15 protein-coding genes are annotated in these 15,299 nt (G+C 60.8%); 6 read left to right on the top strand and 9 right to left on the bottom strand.

Features of this window, described 5'->3' with window-relative positions:
* Positions 1-99: 99 nt before the first annotated feature.
* From QE432_RS17030 to QE432_RS17020, 3 genes are all read right to left on the bottom strand, one after another.
* Positions 100-1,725, bottom strand: a complete 1,626-nt coding sequence (locus QE432_RS17030) for a cisplatin damage response ATP-dependent DNA ligase (RefSeq protein WP_041694325.1) — start codon at positions 1,723-1,725, stop codon at positions 100-102.
* Between the two features lies 1 nt (position 1,726).
* Positions 1,727-2,743 carry a ligase-associated DNA damage response exonuclease gene (locus QE432_RS17025; protein WP_162719775.1) on the bottom strand — a complete coding sequence of 339 codons (1,017 nt, stop codon included), beginning with the start codon at positions 2,741-2,743 and terminating at the stop codon, positions 1,727-1,729.
* 226 nt (positions 2,744-2,969) lie between these two features.
* Positions 2,970-4,502 (bottom strand): MDR family MFS transporter, encoded by a 1,533-nt coding sequence (locus tag QE432_RS17020; RefSeq protein ID WP_003511892.1) that lies wholly within the window; start codon positions 4,500-4,502, stop codon positions 2,970-2,972.
* A gap of 141 nt (positions 4,503-4,643) precedes the next feature.
* Between QE432_RS17020 and QE432_RS17015 the strand changes: the two genes are divergently transcribed.
* Together QE432_RS17015 and QE432_RS17010 are read left to right on the top strand one after the other, a co-directional pair.
* Complete coding sequence (locus tag QE432_RS17015) at positions 4,644-5,159, top strand: MarR family winged helix-turn-helix transcriptional regulator (protein ID WP_003511890.1); 516 nt, start codon at positions 4,644-4,646, stop codon at positions 5,157-5,159.
* Between the two features lie 81 nt (positions 5,160-5,240).
* Positions 5,241-5,900, top strand: coding sequence for a glutathione S-transferase family protein (locus QE432_RS17010; RefSeq protein WP_003511889.1), 660 nt, complete (start codon positions 5,241-5,243; stop codon positions 5,898-5,900).
* 99 nt (positions 5,901-5,999) lie between these two features.
* On the opposite strand, the gene QE432_RS17005 is transcribed toward QE432_RS17010, so the two are convergent.
* On the bottom strand, positions 6,000-6,620 hold the full coding sequence (locus QE432_RS17005; protein ID WP_013635651.1) for a glutathione S-transferase family protein: 621 nt from the start codon (positions 6,618-6,620) through the stop codon (positions 6,000-6,002).
* Positions 6,621-6,864: 244 nt separating this feature from the next.
* Entirely contained in the window at positions 6,865-7,857 is a 993-nt protein-coding gene (locus QE432_RS17000; RefSeq protein ID WP_013635650.1) for an asparaginase, read from the bottom strand.
* Between the two features lie 73 nt (positions 7,858-7,930).
* On the opposite strand from QE432_RS17000, the gene QE432_RS16995 reads away from it, so the two are divergent.
* Positions 7,931-8,683: a DUF3750 domain-containing protein gene (locus tag QE432_RS16995; RefSeq protein ID WP_003511884.1), complete on the top strand. Its 753-nt coding sequence runs from the start codon at positions 7,931-7,933 to the stop codon at positions 8,681-8,683.
* Positions 8,684-8,690: 7 nt separating this feature from the next.
* On the opposite strand, the gene QE432_RS16990 is transcribed toward QE432_RS16995, so the two are convergent.
* Positions 8,691-10,034, bottom strand: a complete 1,344-nt coding sequence (locus tag QE432_RS16990) for a chloride channel protein (protein ID WP_306625036.1) — start codon at positions 10,032-10,034, stop codon at positions 8,691-8,693.
* Between the two features lie 146 nt (positions 10,035-10,180).
* On the opposite strand from QE432_RS16990, the gene QE432_RS16985 reads away from it, so the two are divergent.
* Together QE432_RS16985 and QE432_RS16980 are read left to right on the top strand one after the other, a co-directional pair.
* Positions 10,181-10,453 (top strand): YlcI/YnfO family protein, encoded by a 273-nt coding sequence (locus QE432_RS16985; RefSeq protein ID WP_306625035.1) that lies wholly within the window; start codon positions 10,181-10,183, stop codon positions 10,451-10,453.
* Positions 10,450-10,749 carry a type II toxin-antitoxin system RelE/ParE family toxin gene (locus QE432_RS16980; protein WP_019564154.1) on the top strand — a complete coding sequence of 100 codons (300 nt, stop codon included), beginning with the start codon at positions 10,450-10,452 and terminating at the stop codon, positions 10,747-10,749. The genes QE432_RS16985 and QE432_RS16980 overlap by 4 nt, the downstream gene beginning before the upstream one ends.
* A 3-nt stretch (positions 10,750-10,752) precedes the next feature.
* Here the strand turns inward: QE432_RS16980 and betA are convergent, their stop codons facing one another.
* The 3 genes from betA to betI all read right to left on the bottom strand — a co-directional run bounded on the left by betA (position 10,753) and on the right by betI (position 14,587).
* Positions 10,753-12,402 (bottom strand): choline dehydrogenase, encoded by a 1,650-nt coding sequence (betA, locus tag QE432_RS16975; RefSeq protein ID WP_306625033.1) that lies wholly within the window; start codon positions 12,400-12,402, stop codon positions 10,753-10,755.
* 71 nt (positions 12,403-12,473) lie between these two features.
* Positions 12,474-13,955 (bottom strand): betaine-aldehyde dehydrogenase, encoded by a 1,482-nt coding sequence (gene betB / locus QE432_RS16970; RefSeq protein WP_306625031.1) that lies wholly within the window; start codon positions 13,953-13,955, stop codon positions 12,474-12,476.
* 11 nt (positions 13,956-13,966) lie between these two features.
* Positions 13,967-14,587, bottom strand: coding sequence for a transcriptional regulator BetI (gene betI / locus QE432_RS16965; protein WP_003511878.1), 621 nt, complete (start codon positions 14,585-14,587; stop codon positions 13,967-13,969).
* Between the two features lie 346 nt (positions 14,588-14,933).
* Here betI and QE432_RS16960 point away from each other — a divergent pair, with 346 nt between their 5' ends.
* Positions 14,934-15,173, top strand: a complete 240-nt coding sequence (locus tag QE432_RS16960) for a ribbon-helix-helix domain-containing protein (RefSeq protein WP_025592709.1) — start codon at positions 14,934-14,936, stop codon at positions 15,171-15,173.
* The last annotated feature ends 126 nt before the right edge of the window (positions 15,174-15,299 follow it).

Below are 15,299 nucleotides of genomic sequence, written 5' to 3'. Positions count from 1 at the left end.
ACGCGCATCGGCTCGGCGGTAAGAGTCCCATCAGCCCAAGGACTTGGGCTGGCTGGATCCCTGTGACAAGCACAGGGATGAGGGAGGTAGCGGGGACCCCTACCCATCAACGCCATCGATCATCGCCACAAGCGTCGCCAGGCGATCCGCCTCCGCCGGGAGTTTGTCGGCGCGAAGCCTCGCAATGCGTGGAAACCGCATGGCAACGCCGGATTTGTGGCGGTTGGAACGGTTGATGCCCTCGAAAGCCACCTCCAGCACGAAACCGAAATCCGGCGTGGCGCGCACCGCGCGCACGGGTCCGAAACGCTCGACGGTATTGTCGCGCACGAACTTGTCCAGCACTTCAAGCTCCGCATCGGTAAAACCGAAATAGGCCTTGCCAACCGGCACCAGCTGTTCACCATCCTCCCCTTCCGCCCATACGCCGAACGTGAAATCGGAATAATAACTCGAGCGTTTGCCATGGCCGCGCTGCGCATACATCATGACAGCATCGATATTGTAGGGATCGCGTTTCCACTTGAACCACGGTCCCTTGGCCCGGCCGGCCTGGTAGGCGCTGTCGCGGCGCTTGATCATGACGCCTTCGATCACCGGATCGGGCGGCGCGGCGCGCAGCGTATTCAGCTCGTCCCATGTTGAAAAACCGATGAGCGGAGACAGGTCGAAGCGGTCATGCGGGGCATGTTCGATGATATCCGACAGGCGGCCACGGCGTTCTAGATAGGTCTGCGCGCGAATGTCGCTCTCACCATCGAACAGCAGGTCATACGCGCGGATGAAGGCCGGATAGTCATCCTGCATCTTGGCCGTCACCGTCTTGCGGTTCAGCCGTTGTTGAAGGTCGGAAAAGGTGCGCGTGAGATTGTTCGAGCGCGCCGTGCCGCCAATCAGCAATTCACCATCCATCACGCCTTCGAAATCAATGGCATCGAGCACGTCGGGAAATGCGCCGGAAATATCGTCACCGGAGCGGGAGTAGAGTTTGCGCGTCTCGCCTGCGCGGGAAAGCTGCACACGGATGCCGTCCCATTTCCACTCGGCCGCATAATCGGCAGGGTCCAGACCATCGAGATCGCCGTCTGCAACCGGGGTGGCCAGCATTACCGAGTGAAAGATGGCGGGCGTTGCCAGAACCGGTCGCTCGGACTTGCCCTCCAGCCAGGCGAAAAGCGTCGTGTAAGGCGGCGTCAGACCGTGCCAGAGGGTTTCGATTTCGATGATGTCCTTATCCGCGAAATCCGCCAGTGCCTGCCGCGCCAGCCGCGCCGAAACGCCGATGCGAAGGCTGCCGGTTGCGAGTTTCAGGAAGGCGAAACGCGAGGAGGTATCGAGCCGGTCGAGCAGATCGCGCACCGCTCCGCGCACTTCGGTGCGGCCGAGCGAATTCATCAGCGTCACGACTTCGCCAAGACGGGGATCCTGCGCCTCGGAATCATCCAGACCGCCGATATTGCCCCAGACCAGCGAGATGGTCTCGGCCAGGTCGCCGACATAATCGTATGAATAGCGGAACAGCACCTCGTCCATGCGCTCCAGCACCAGCTCGCGCAGCATTGCGGGCTTGACGCTTTTGAGGTCCAGCGTGCCGGCAATCGCCGCCAGCCCATACCCCCGGTCTGGGTCAGGCGTATCGCGGAAATAATCGGCCAAAAGCTTCAGCTTGCCGTTGCGCGATGGGGTGAGGACAAGTCGGTCGAGAAGGGTGGCGAAGGCTTTCATCTCAATCCCCCTCGTCTTCGTAACCGACAAGATGCAGCGGTTTGGCAGCAACGCCCTGCAATTCGCACCAGCGCACCAGCGCCTCTTCACGGCCATGCGTGACCCAGACGGCCTGCGGGCCAATTTCCTTGATGGTTTCCAGCAGTTCCGGCCAGTCGCAGTGGTCGGAGATGACCAAAGGCAGCTCCACGCCGCCCTGTTTCGCCCGCTGTCGGACCATCATCCAGCCGGACGCGAATGCGATCAGCGGCTCGTTGAAACGGCGCGCCCAGCGCTCCTGAAATGCAGAGGGCGGGCCGACGACGATCGCGCCCTTGAAAATGGCGGGATCGCTTTTTTCAAGCGTCGCGGGGCGTAGATCACCTAGATCGATGCCCTGCGACACGTAATAATCGCAAAGCCGCGCCAGCGCGCCGTGGATATAGATGGGATCGGCATAACCATTGTCGCGCAGGAGCCTGATAACGCGCTGCGCTTTGCCGAGTGAATAAGCGCCGACCAGATGGGTGCGCTCGGGAAACTGCTTGATGGAGGTGAGCAGCTTGCCGATTTCCACCCGCGGCAGCGGGTGGTGAAACACCGGCAACCCGAAGGTGGCCTCGGTGATGAAGACATCACACGGCACCGTTTCGAAGGGTGTACAAGTGGGATCGATACCGCGCTTGTAATCGCCGGAGGCAACGATGCGCATGCCGTTCATTTCCACGGAGATCTGTGCCGAACCCAGCACATGGCCCGCCGGGTGGAAACCGACGGTCACGCCGTTTACCTCCACCGTCTCCCCGAATGCGACCGCCTGCTCGCTGCCGCAGAAGTCCTCGCCGTAACGGATGCGCATGATATCGAGCGTCTGGCGTGTGGCCAGCACCGCCCCGTGGCCGGCGCGGGCGTGATCGGAATGGCCGTGGGTTATCAATGCACGCGCCACCGGCCGCACCGGGTCGATATAAAAATCGCCCGGCGGGCAATAAAGACCCTTGGGCGTGGAGTTCAGGAGCTGTTCCGGCTTCATATTCATTGAGATAGGGCCGCCCGCGCGAATTTAAAGTGCTGCGAGCATAACGCGGAACGGGCGTTAAATTTCCAGGGGTGCGGTTTTGTTTTCGCGCTCAGAGGTCGCGGGCATATTGGAAAGGCCCGGAACCATCCCTCATCCTTGTGCTTCTCACAGGGAGAAGGGAAGAGCAAGTTGCCGGAGGAAGGCACAGCTCGAGTTCACCGCGCCTTATAGGAACAGCCGCCCCCTACTCCCCCGCACTTTCCGCCGGCTTGGCCGCCTGTGCTGCGGCTGGCAACCGGACCGGTTTCAGCATCAGTGCTGCGGCAAGGCCGATGGCGGCGGTTGCGGCGGCTGCGAAGAACAGCGGCGTGAAGGCATCCGAATAGAGCGAGGCAACGGCGGCCTGGGATGCCGCGGGCAGTTCGGAGAGCATCTTCGGCGTCAATTCCTCAATCCGTCCGACACCCGGAATGGTCACGGCAACGCCCTTGAGGCTGGAGGTGACGATCGCGCCATAGACCGAGATGGCGATTGCTGCGCCGCCCATGCGGGTGAGCGTCACCGCGCCGCTTGCGGCACCGATATCGGTCTTCGGCGCGGAATTCTGCACGCCGATAATGGGTGCCTGCTGGCCGAGGCCGACGGCGAAACCCTGCGCCAGCATGAGAATCGCAATCAGCCAAAGCGGCGTTCCCGCATGCATCTGCGTGAAAAGCAGCATGGCGATGACATTGATAGTAAGCCCGGCCACCGAAAACGGTTTGTAGACGCCGGTGATCGAGATCAACCGCCCGGCAGACAGTGAACCCATGACGATGCCGCCGGTGACGGCGATGAAGAACAGGCCGGCATGGGATGGGGAAAGCCCGGTCGTGGTCTGCAGGAACAGCGCGTAATAATTGACCATGCCGATGCCAATGCCGCCGCTGGTCAATGAAACGATCATCAACAGCGGAAAGGTGCTGTCCTTGAAGAGCCTGAGCGGCACCACGGGTTCCGGCGCGCGACGTTCCACCTGCACCCAGAGGAAGGCGGCGATGACGGCGAAAGCGATAATACCGAGGCTGGGACCTGCAATAAGCGAACCGAACAATTCGCTGCTGTCGGCCCAGAAGACGACGCTTGCGATCGTCGCTGCCAGCAAGACGGCGCCGAGATAGTCGATCTTCGGCTGACGCGCGGGACGGCGGTAGGGCAGCAGGAAAATCAGGCCGGTGATGACGATAAGCCCGAGTGGCAGGTTGATGAGGAAGATCGACCGCCAGCCGAACAGATCGCTCATCGTGCCGCCGAGAATGGGCCCGACGCTGCCCGACGCCATGATGGTGAGGCTGGAATAGCTCTGGTAACGGGCTCTTTCACGCGGTTCGAACAGATCGGCATTGACGGAGAAGATCGAAACCATGATGCCGCCGCCGCCAAGGCCCTGAAGCACGCGGGCCGCGATCAGGCTATCCATCGACCAGGCCAGCCCGCAGGCGAGCGAGCCGAGCGTGAAGATGATAACCGCCGCGATCATCACGTATTTTCGCCCGAACAGGTCTCCGAGCTTGCCATAAACAGGCATGACCGCGCTGGTCGCCAGAAGATAGGCCGAACCGATCCAGCCGAAACGCTCCAGCGCGCCGAATTCGCCGACGATGGTGGGCAGCGCTGTCGAGACGATCTGGTTGTCGAGGGTAGCCATGAACATGGCCAGCATCAGAAACAGGAAAACGATGAGCCTACGCCGGTGATCCGACACAAGCGGCGCCACGGGGGCAACGGACATATCCATGAAAAATCTCGTTGAGTTTCGGCAATTTTGCTGCGACAATTTGTGTGCTATTAGCATATATATGTCAATGGCAAGTTTTTGACATCCATGATATTGGCGCTAAATGTGATCGCAAATCGGGATTGAAAGGAACGGCTAAGCGTGTCGACTGAGGAAGACTGGAACGAGGATCTGCCCGAAGACATCAAGCGCATCGGCAATACGATGACGCGTATGCGCATCATGATCGGACGGCGCATCATCGGGCGCATGGCGCTTGCCAAGGTGGCTCCGGGTCTGGAACTCTCCCATATCGACGTTCTCGATATATTGCGCCGCGCGGACGGCGATGTCACCGTTGGTGCGATTGCCGAGGGCATGCGCATCGACCCCTCGCGCGGCAGCCGGGTGGTGGCGGATATGGTCGGGCGCGGCCTGTTGAAACGCGGCGTCTCGCAGGAGGATGCCCGCCGCAGCATCGTCGAGATCACACCACTTGGCACCAGTCTGCTGCAGGAAATGCGCCGGACCAAGATGAGCGTCATCCAGGACGTGATGGATGGATGGCCGGAGGAGGATGTCGAGACATTCGCCCGGCTTTTCGATCGGTTCATCGACCGTTTCGAGGCCCGGCTGTCACCGGATACGGACCTCCTGACGGATCAGAAAAAATCATAGTTGACCCTGACATCCACAACTTCACTTTAAAAGGACGAGACCTTAACGTGCCGCCATCAAAAAGGTAAAAGGGTGACTTCGATGTTGACGATCTATGGTGTCTACCGTTCCCGCGCCACTCGCACGCTCTGGCTTGCCGGGGAACTGGGCATGGAATTCAAGCACGTGCCTGTCGTGCAGGCCCGCCGCGTTGCCGATCCCCTGGCCGCAGACGCGCCGCTCAACACGCTGTCCCCCGCGTTTCTGGCCATCAATCCGATGGGCACCATCCCCTGCATCGAAGATGACGGCATGGTGCTTTATGAATCCATGGCCATCAACCTTTATCTCGTCCGCAAATATGGCGGACCGCTCGCACCGGTCGACCTGAAGGAAGATGCGGCGATGCTGCAATGGTCGTTCTTTGCCGCGACCGAAATCGAGACCAATTCGCTGAAGATTTCCTCCGCCATCGCCGAAGGCCTTTCGGAAAGCGATGCCGGCAAAGCGGTGATCGATGTCGCCGCGCGCCTTTTGAGGCGGCCCTTCCGGGTGCTGGAGCAACATCTTGCCAGCCACGATTATCTGGTAGGCGACCGCTTCACCGTCGCCGATCTCAACGTGGCGGAAATCGTCCGTTACGCGCAGGGCCACCAGCCGCTGTTTGACGCCCATCCGGCGCTGAAAGCCTGGCTGGAGCGCTGCCAGGCCCGCACGGCATTCAAGTCCATGTGGGACAGCCGGGCCGCCGAGGCGGCGTGAACGAAGGCACTAGCTAGGGGATAGTTGGCAGACCTCTCTTCGCACTCGACGTCATCCTCGGGACAAGCCCGAGGACGACGAAGCAAGCTTTTTAGCACATCACCCCTTCTCACCCGCCAGCGCCCGCTGCACGGCCGGGCGCTCGTTCATGCGCCTGAAGTGATCATGCACCTTCGGGAAGCGGGCGATATCCACGCCGTCGCTTTCCAACCAGCCGGACATGACGAATAGATAGGGATCGGCGACCGAATAGGCGGTGCCCAAGACCCATGGGCCGTGCAGCATGCCGTGCTCGATCAGTTCGAAACAATCGGTCATGGTCTGCGGCACCTTCGCTTTCATATCCGCCAGGGAACTATCCTCGCTCGCCCAGCGGCTGCCGCGCCGGCCATGCGCATGGGCGACATGCACCGTGGAGGAAATGAAGGCGTTGAAGGCTTGCATCAGGGCGAATTCGAAGGGATCGTCGAGTGGGGCGAGTTTCTTCTCCGGAGCCATCTGCGCAATGAAGGCGAGGATGGCAGGCGTTTCCGTCAGCACCCCGCTTGCCGTTGCCAGCGCTGGCACGCGGCCTTTCGGGTTGATCTTCAGGAATGCCTCGGAGCGCTGCTCGCCCTCGGCGAAGTTGACGCGATGGGCCGTGTAAGGCAGGCCGGATTCCTCAAGCACGATATGGCTGGCGCGGGAGCAGGAACCGGGGGAGAAAAACAGTGTGAACATGAATATGCAACCTCCAGGGCAATGAGGGGCGCCCACCTCCTCGCGTGCAGACGCCAGCCCCTGCGGCGGCGATCTGGCAGACCATCACATGCAAGGGCAATCCATAATCCTGCCGGCAGCGGGCCGCGTCAAAGGTTATTTCTGAAGCGCGTCGCGTTTAACCGAAGGCATACCGCGCGCCTTATTTTTTGTCTTTACGCGTGTTCCGGACGTAAAGCCGCTGCGCAGTTTTACAGGAGATGCTCTAGAGGCCGACGACGCGGATATCGCCGACGTGGATGCCGTTCCAGTTGCGCATCTGCCGGTTTGCCATGGCAAGCAGCGCCTCGTTCTCGGCGCCATCGAAATATTTCGCCAGCATTGCGGCAATCATCGCTTCCGCCGCACGCGTCGTGCCGTCTTCGCATTTCACCGCCATGGCGATGCCCTTTTCCGGCAGTGCGGCCACGAACACGCCTTCCGCGCCGGTCTTGGCGAAAATCCTGCCCGGCGCGATCTGCATCAGCCTGGTGCAGGTGCGGCCGGTGCCCGCCACGTAAAAGGGTTCCGCCATGCAGGCGTCAAAGAGCCGGCGGGAGGCTTGCGCGCGCCCGGCCTCCAGCCCCCTGCCCGTCGCCATCTTGGCAAAACCATGCGCCAGACCCTTGAGCGGCACGGCATAAGTGGGGATCGAGCAACCGTCCACGCCGCAATTGTCATGGCCAAGCGTCGCACCCGTCAGGCTTTCCATCGTCGCGCGGATTTCGCGCTGCAGGGGGTGGTCGTAACCGACATAGCCCTTGGGGTCGGTGCCTGTGTGACAGCAGGCGCAGATGAAGCCGGAGTGCTTGCCGGAGCAATTATTGTGAAGCGCCGTCGGCTTTTCCAGCGTGCGGGCCTGATGGATGATGGTCTTCTGGTCGGAAGACCAGTGCGCGCCGCATTCCAGCGTATCCACATCCCTGCCCGCCCTTGCGAGCATGGAGGCGGCGAGCGCCGCGTGTTCATCCTCGCCGGAATGAGAAGAGCAGGCAAGCGCCAGTTCGCGATTGCCGAAGCCATAGGCATCCGCCGCGCCGCTTTCCACCAGCGGCAGCGCCTGCATGGCCTTGCAGGCAGAACGCGGGAAGACGCCACGCTCGACATCACCAGCTGAAAACACGACGCCACCATCGCCATCCACCACCACTGCAAGACCCTGGTGGCGGCTTTCGACCAGACTGCCCCTGAGGACTTCGACGGTAACGGAATTGTTCATTTTTGCGGCCTCAAAAAGTTCTGATTTTATGTCGTTGATAGCGCAATTGATTTTTCGATGCACGAGGCTATCAGTGAAATTTGCAAAACGTCTGCTGCTGGCGATTGCCATCATCTATCTGCTGCCAGCTCTGGCATCGGCGGGGTTGTGGGCCATGAGGGATCACCCGCAGGGCTGGCGTGATGCGCGCTGGTCTTCCTCCGGCACCCTGCCGCAAGCAGGTGCCGACCGGCAGGCGGCGGTTTACGTTTTTTCGGCCATGACCGGTGGCTTTAAAGGCTCCGTCGCCAGCCATGCCTGGATCGTGCTGAAAAAGCCGGGCGCGACGGCCTACGATCGCTACGACAAGGTGGGCTGGGGAATGCCGATACGCCATAATGGCTATCCGGCGGATGCCTATTGGTATTCCAACACGCCGCGTCAGGTGGTGGCCATTCATGGGGCGGCAGCGGAAAAACTGATCCCGAAGATCGAACAGGCGATTGCCGACTATCCCTATGGCAAACCGGGCGGCTATCGTATCTATCCCGGTCCCAACTCCAACACTTTCGTTGCCCATGTTCTGCGCAGCGTGCCGGAGCTCGGTGTGGTTCTGCCATCAGACGCGGTGGGCCGCGACTATCTGCCCAACGGCGCGTTTTACCACGTCGCCGACGACTGGAAGGATGCGAGCCTCTCGCTTGGCGGGTTGTTCGGCATTTCGGCGGGCGCACGCAGTGGCTTCGAGGTCAATTTCCTCGGCCTGGTCGCGGGTTTCGATTTCAGCCGGCCCGGCGTGAAGATACCGGGACTTGGCTATTTCGGAGTGGCGGGTATCCGCGCGTAAAGTCGGGTCAGGTCTCAGCGGCGTGTGCTGCGCGTTTGGCGCGGATGCTCTGGGCAATAAAAACACGCGACAGGCCGTGATAGAGCGGCTCCCGGGAGAAAAGCCGGGAGGTTAGATATCCCAGCATCGATGCCACCATGATGGGGATGACGCCGTCATGATTGCCGGTCATTTCGAGGATGATCACGAAAGCCGTCATGGGGGCCTGCACCACGCCCGCGAAATATCCCGCCATGCCGACAATGGCGCCAAGGCCGATGCTCGTACCCAGCAAAGTCGCCATCGTACTGCCAAAGCCCGCGCCCACGGACAGCGACGGCGCGAATATACCGCCCGGAATGCCCGACATCATCGCCAGAAACGTGGCCGCCAGCTTTTCGATGAAGAAGAAGGCCGGTGCGGCCTGGCCCTCGATTGCGGCGCGCGCCTGTTCGTAACCCGTTCCGAAGGTCGCGCCATCAGTTGCAATACCGATGACGGCGGAGGCAAGGCCGCAGGCGGCGGCAACCGCCAGCATCCGCCTTGACGGCATGGCCTGGGCGAAGCGCCGGATACGCGCGGACAGGCGCAGCGCGCACGCGCTGAACAGCGCGCCGAACGCACCACCACCAATGCCGCAGACCAGTACAAGCAGCCAGTCCATCATGGTTTTCGCCATGACGGAACTGGTGCCAAAGTAAGTATAGCTGCCGACCAGCGCCAGCGAGGCAAGGCCGGACAGGATGACGGCGGTAAGGACGAGGCCGTTTGCCCGGGATTCGTAGGTCTTGCTCATTTCCTCGATGGCAAACACGATGCCGGCCAGCGGTGTGTTGAACGCTGCCGCAATACCCGCCGCTGATCCGGCAAGAATAAGACCCTTTGCCTGTGCCATGCCGCCCCAGCGCGCCGCCTGAAGCATGATCGAGGCCCCGACTTGCACCGTTGGTCCCTCTCTCCCGATCGACGCACCGGACAAAAGCCCGACGACCGTCAGCAAGACCTTGCCGAAAGCGAGTTTCAGCGACAGGAGCCGCGAACGATCCGCGTCGTCACGCAGGTGCCGCGCGGCGATGGCCTGGGGAATGCCGCTGCCGCCGGCATTTGGAAAAACCGTCAGCGCCAGCCAGGCGCACAGCGTGAAACCGAGCGGCGTCACGACAAGCGGCAGCAGAAACGCCCATTCGCCGGAAGATGTTGCCGAGAAGAAAAGATGCTGGGCGCGATCCGCCGCCCAGGCAAAACCGACGCTGATAAGGCCCACCGCAATAGCGCCGATCCAGAAAACCGCCCTCGGCTTCCACACCCGCCATGAACCCCACACAACACGGGAACGGCGGAGCATCTTCAGCTTTTTGTAGTCGACGGGCATGGGGATCCAGATCGGTGATTTCAGTTATTGTCGGGCGGGAAACCCGTTTATCTGCCTGCCAGCCGGCGATTGCAAGTTTTGCATTTGACTCGTTGCGACAGATGGCAGAAGCTGCGCATCGCAAATGCAACGCATGGAGAGAAAAGATGAAAACCGCAACTTTGCCTTCGCTGCGTGTAACGGCGGATTTCCGCGAGGCGGCAGAAAGCGTTCTGAAAGACGGCGAGACGCTATCGTCATTTGTCGAGGATTCGGTCCGCAGGCAGGTGGAAATCCGCAAATCGCAGGCGGAGTTCATTGCGCGCGGGCTGGCGTCGCTCGAACAAGCGGAGCGAACCGGTGTCTATTATAGCACCGACGATGTTCTTTCGACGATGCAAAGAAAACTCGATGCTGCGAAAGCCGCGAAACGGAAATGACATATCAGCTTCGTTATACCGAAGAAGCACTGGCGGATTTCGATCGCATCTATGATTTTCTGATCGCATACGACATCAATGTGGCCGAGAAGGCCATTCACGCCATAAGAGCAGGATTAGACATTCTCAGCGAATTTCCCTTCAGTTGCCGTAAGGCATCTTCTGAAAACGGGCTGATACGTGAACTCCTCGTGCCGTTCGGGTCATCCGGCTATATCGTGCTGTTCCGCATCGACGGCCCGGAAACAGTCACCATTGCCGCCGTTCGCCACCAGCGCGAGGACGATTACCATTGATCCTCACCGGTCGCTGACGGCCGCGCGCGGGTTTACCCACGGCTCCTGATTGGAGCGCGGCAGCGGGGTTTTGCCAAGGATGTGGTCCGCCGCCTTTTCGCCCGTCATGATCGACGGGCCATTCAGATTACCATAGGTCACATGCGGGAAGATCGAGCTGTCGGCGACCCGTAGCCCCTCCACGCCGATCACCCGGCATTCGGGATCAACGACCGCCATGGGGTCGTTCCTGTCGCCCATCCGGCAGGTGCCGCAGGGGTGATAGGCGCTTTCCAGATGTTCGCGCAGGAAGGCGTCGATCTGCTCGTCCGTCTGCACCTTTTCGCCCGGCTGGATTTCAGGCCCGCGAAAATCGTCGAAGGCTTTCTGGCCGAAAATCTCGCGCGTGAGGCGCACGCAATGGCGGAATTTTTCCCAGTCTTCCGGGTGGCTCATATAGTTGAAGCGGATGACCGGGTCGTCATGCGGATCGGCGGAACGCAGCGTGACATTGCCGCGCGACTTCGACAGGTTGTAGCCGACATGTGCCTGAAAACCATGGCTTTTCGCAGCAGCCTTGCCATCATAGGAGATGGCGACGGGCAGGAAATGGTACTGGATGTCAGGCTGTTTCAAGCCGGGCGCTGAACGCAGGAAGGCGCAGGCCTCGAACTGGTTGGAGGCCCCTAACCCGCCTTTCGACAGCAGCCATTGCGCACCCGCGACCCCCTGCCAGAACCAGGGTAGCCAGGAGTAAAGCGACACCGGCTTGGTGGAGACCTGCTGGAAATAAAACTCCATATGGTCCTGAAGGTTTGCGCCGACACCCGGCCGATCCGCCTTAACCTCTATGCCCATGTCCTTCAGATGAGCGGCAGGCCCGATGCCCGAAAGCATCAGCAATTTCGGTGAATTAAAAGACGATGCCGAGACGATGACCTCACGATCGGCCCTGATGGTTTCCACCCCGCCCCTGCGCTCGATTTCGACGCCGACGGCACGGCCGTTCTCAATGACGACCTTGCGGGCGAAGCCATTGACCAGCGTGACATTACCGCGCTTCAGCGCCGGCTTCAGGTAGGCATTGGCGGCGGACCAGCGGCGGCCATTATGGATGGTCTGCTCCATCAGGCCGAAACCTTCCTGTTTGGAGCCGTTATAGTCGTCTGTCAGCTCGAAGCCTGCCTGCGCACCAGCCTGAATGAAGGCGTGGAACAGCGGATTGCTGACCGGCCCGCGCTGAACATGCAGCGGCCCATCCGTGCCGCGCCACCCATCTTCGCCGCCATGGCTGTGTTCCATGCGCTTGAAATAAGGCAGCACATCCGCATAGGCCCAGCCATGCGCGCCCAATTCCTCCCAGCGGTTGAAATCCTCGGCATGGCCGCGCACGTAAACAAGGCCGTTAATGGAGGACGAACCGCCGATGACCTTGCCGCGTGGGGCGGTGATGCGGCGATTGTCGAGGTTCGGTTCGGGTTCGGAGAGATAGCCCCAATTGTAGCGCTTCATGCTCATCGGCCAGGCGAGTGCGGCCGGCATCTGGATGAAAGGCCCGAAATCCGAGCCGCCAGCCTCGATGACAATTACCGAATAACGGCCGTCTTCCGACAGGCGATAGGCGATGGCGGAGCCTGCGGAACCGGAACCGACGATGACGTAATCTGCGTGCATGATTTGCTCTCTCTTCAATGAGCGTTGGTTCCGATTAACGGGCTGAGGGTGGCCCCCCCCCCCACCAAATCTCAATAAGGCGCGTCCACCTTCCCCGTGCTCACATAAACCGTCTTCAGCTCGCTATAATGCTCCAGCGCCGCCGCCGAATTCTCGCGCCCGAAACCAGACTGCTTGGAGCCGCCGAATGGGATTTCCACCGGGCAGAGATTGTAGGTGTTGATCCACAGCGTGCCCGCCTCCAGCTGGTCGACCACGCGATGAGCGCGGGCGAGATCGGCGGTGAAGACGCCGCCGGCAAGGCCGAATTCGGTGGCGTTGGCGCGGGCGAGAACCTCAACCTCATCATCGAAATCCAGCACGCACATGACCGGGCCGAAGATTTCCTCGCGCGCGATTGTCATGTCATCGGTGACATCTGCAAACACCGTCGGCTGCACATAGGCGCCCTCGCCTGCAACATTGTTGGGAATGCCGCCGCCGGTTACCAGCGTCGCACCCTCCGCCTTGCCCTTTTCGATATAGCCAAGCACCTTTTCCTGCTGGGCTTTGGAGACCAGCGGGCCGAGATGGGTGGCGTAATCCAGGGGGTCGCCGAGGATCATCGCCTCAGTGCGGCGCTTCAGGTTTTCGAGGAAGCGGTCCTTCGCCTTTTTCTGCACGAAAACGCGGGTACCGTTGGAGCAGACCTGACCGGAAGAATAGAAATTGCCGAGCATCGCCCCGCCGACAGCGCTTTCGATATCGGCATCGTCAAACACGATCAGCGGCGATTTTCCACCGAGTTCCATCGTCACGTGCTTCAGATGCCCGGCGGCGGCGGCGGCCACCTTGCGGCCGGTGGGCACCGAGCCGGTGAGCGAGACCTTGGCGACATCCGGGTGGTTGACCAGAAGCGGGCCGGTATCGCGATCACCCTGAATGACGTTGAACAGGCCCTTGGGCAGCCCTGCCTCGATCAGGATTTCGGCGATCTTCAAAGCGCCGAGCGGGGTGTTTTCCGATGGCTTGAAGACCATGGCGTTGCCGGCAACGAGCGCCGGGGCCGCCTTCCAGCAGGCGATCTGCTGTGGATAGTTCCATGCGCCGATGCCGACACAGACGCCGAGCGGCACGCGCTTGGTATAGGCGAAATCGCCGCCGAGCGGGATGTAGTTGCCGTTCAGCGCGGAAGGCGCGATACCGCCGAAAAATTCGAAGGCATCGGCACCCGAGGTCGGATCGGCGACGATGGTTTCCTGGATCGGCTTGCCGGTATCCAGCGTTTCGAGCGTGGAGAGCGCCTCGTTGCGTTCACGCATGATATCGGCGGCGCGTTTCAATATACGCCCGCGCGCCATGGGGCTCATTGCCGCCCATTCCTTCTGGGCGCGTTTGGCCGATGCAATGGCGCGCTCGACAATCGCGGGCGTTGCCGCATGCAGCCTTGCAATGACTTCGCCGGTGGCCGGAAAGACGCTTTCAAAAAGCGTGCCGGCATTGTCTTCGACATAGTCGCCATCAATGAAATGCGAGGCTTTGGGCTGCGCCCTGAGAGACGTCGCGATAGTCATGTCGAATACTCCTAGAGAATGCGGACGGACGGCTTCGGGCGCTGTCCATCAGGATATGGTTTGAGCTGCAAGTCGAAATAGTCTTCGACAAGGGCCGGCGCTGAGGCGAGCCCAAGCGGGGCCGAACGCAGGCTGTGTCTGATATACAGCCCGTCGATAAGGGCTGCCGCCCCTTCCGCAATGCGCGCCGCGTCATCGGGCGGGCATAGCCGGTTTAGGCTTGCCATGAGGTTCGAGCGCAGACGACGGGAATAGAGCACCAGCAGGCGGCGCGTTTCTTCCGAGCGCTGCGCCTCCACATAAAAGGCAAGCCATGCCGCCACCGTCTCGGGCGTGAACTGGTCGCTCTGGAAAGAGACGTGAACGATGGCGCTCAGCCGTTCGCGCGGTCCATTGGCGCGGGTCAGCGCCGCCACCGCATCGCGCCTCAGATCCCGCAGCAGGCTGCGGATGGTTTCCAGAAGAAGCTGCTGCTTGCTGCCGAAATAATGATGCGCAAGCGCCGGCGATACGCCCGCTTCCCGGGCAATATCCGACATTGTCACATTCAGCGAACCATGGTGGCCTATGGTGCGTAACGCCGCGTCCACAAGCGCCTTGCGGCGCAAAGGCTCCATTCCGATCTTGGGCATAAGGGTCTCCTTGATGGCGGGCAAAATATTCTTGATTGATCAATCAATCAATAAAAAACGCGCCATTTCATGTCGCTGATTTGCCATGGATCAAAGAAAACCGGGCAAGGCCGGATAAGACTAGCCGCTCCCATGCTGAGGAGCCGCTCACGGGGGAAAAACTAAACCGTGATATACTGCAAATTGGGAATGGAACACGTTTCGTGCTAATATGCTGAGTGATACAAATTTCGCTGGAAGCGGCGCCAGACGAAAACTGAAAAAACGCCCGCAAGACCGCGATCCCCATCAGGTCCCGGCACGGACCGGAGATGCCTTCGCAACGGTTGAACAAGGGAGTGATATCATGCCAATGGTGACAGTATCGATTTCCCCGGAACAGGCAGCAAGAATGCGCGAGGCCGTGAATAGCGGCGCCTACGCATCCGGCAGCGAGGTCGTAAGGGCCGCGCTGAGACTATGGGCGGCCTCTGCTGCCGCAACCGGCGCAGATACAGAGGCTGCAGCACCTGTCGAGGCGGATCGCGAACGCCTGAATGTTGCGGAACTTTACGCCGCTCACACCGGACATGTGCGCCGGGCCTGAGGGCCTGCCGGATACCCCTGGCTATTGAGGGGCCCGTGACAAAACCTTCATTAAAGCTTCACAGTCGTGAAAGCTTTTGTTGACCTGTAATCTGCGATTGTCTGCTGAAAAGAGACAAGTTCCCGT

The organism is Agrobacterium sp. SORGH_AS_0745, assembly GCF_030818995.1.
GTDB lineage: Bacteria > Pseudomonadota > Alphaproteobacteria > Rhizobiales > Rhizobiaceae > Agrobacterium > Agrobacterium tumefaciens.
Note: the sequence above shows the minus strand (reverse complement) of the source record. Positions and strands in the feature narration are given on the sequence as shown.

Coding starts and splice junctions, on each gene's coding strand:
- QE432_RS17030 (WP_041694325.1), bottom strand. CDS start 1,725: ATGAAAGCCTTCGCCACCCTTCTCGACCGACTTGTCCTCACCCCATCG.
- betB (WP_306625031.1), bottom strand. CDS start 13,955: ATGACTATCGCGACGTCTCTCAGGGCGCAGCCCAAAGCCTCGCATTTC.
- QE432_RS16980 (WP_019564154.1), top strand. CDS start 10,450: ATGACATATCAGCTTCGTTATACCGAAGAAGCACTGGCGGATTTCGAT.
- QE432_RS16990 (WP_306625036.1), bottom strand. CDS start 10,034: ATGCCCGTCGACTACAAAAAGCTGAAGATGCTCCGCCGTTCCCGTGTT.
- QE432_RS17025 (WP_162719775.1), bottom strand. CDS start 2,743: ATGAATATGAAGCCGGAACAGCTCCTGAACTCCACGCCCAAGGGTCTT.
- QE432_RS17005 (WP_013635651.1), bottom strand. CDS start 6,620: ATGTTCACACTGTTTTTCTCCCCCGGTTCCTGCTCCCGCGCCAGCCAT.
- betA (WP_306625033.1), bottom strand. CDS start 12,402: ATGCACGCAGATTACGTCATCGTCGGTTCCGGTTCCGCAGGCTCCGCC.
- QE432_RS17000 (WP_013635650.1), bottom strand. CDS start 7,857: ATGAACAATTCCGTTACCGTCGAAGTCCTCAGGGGCAGTCTGGTCGAA.
- QE432_RS17010 (WP_003511889.1), top strand. CDS start 5,241: ATGTTGACGATCTATGGTGTCTACCGTTCCCGCGCCACTCGCACGCTC.
- betI (WP_003511878.1), bottom strand. CDS start 14,587: ATGCCCAAGATCGGAATGGAGCCTTTGCGCCGCAAGGCGCTTGTGGAC.
- QE432_RS17020 (WP_003511892.1), bottom strand. CDS start 4,502: ATGGATATGTCCGTTGCCCCCGTGGCGCCGCTTGTGTCGGATCACCGG.
- QE432_RS16960 (WP_025592709.1), top strand. CDS start 14,934: ATGCCAATGGTGACAGTATCGATTTCCCCGGAACAGGCAGCAAGAATG.
- QE432_RS16985 (WP_306625035.1), top strand. CDS start 10,181: ATGAAAACCGCAACTTTGCCTTCGCTGCGTGTAACGGCGGATTTCCGC.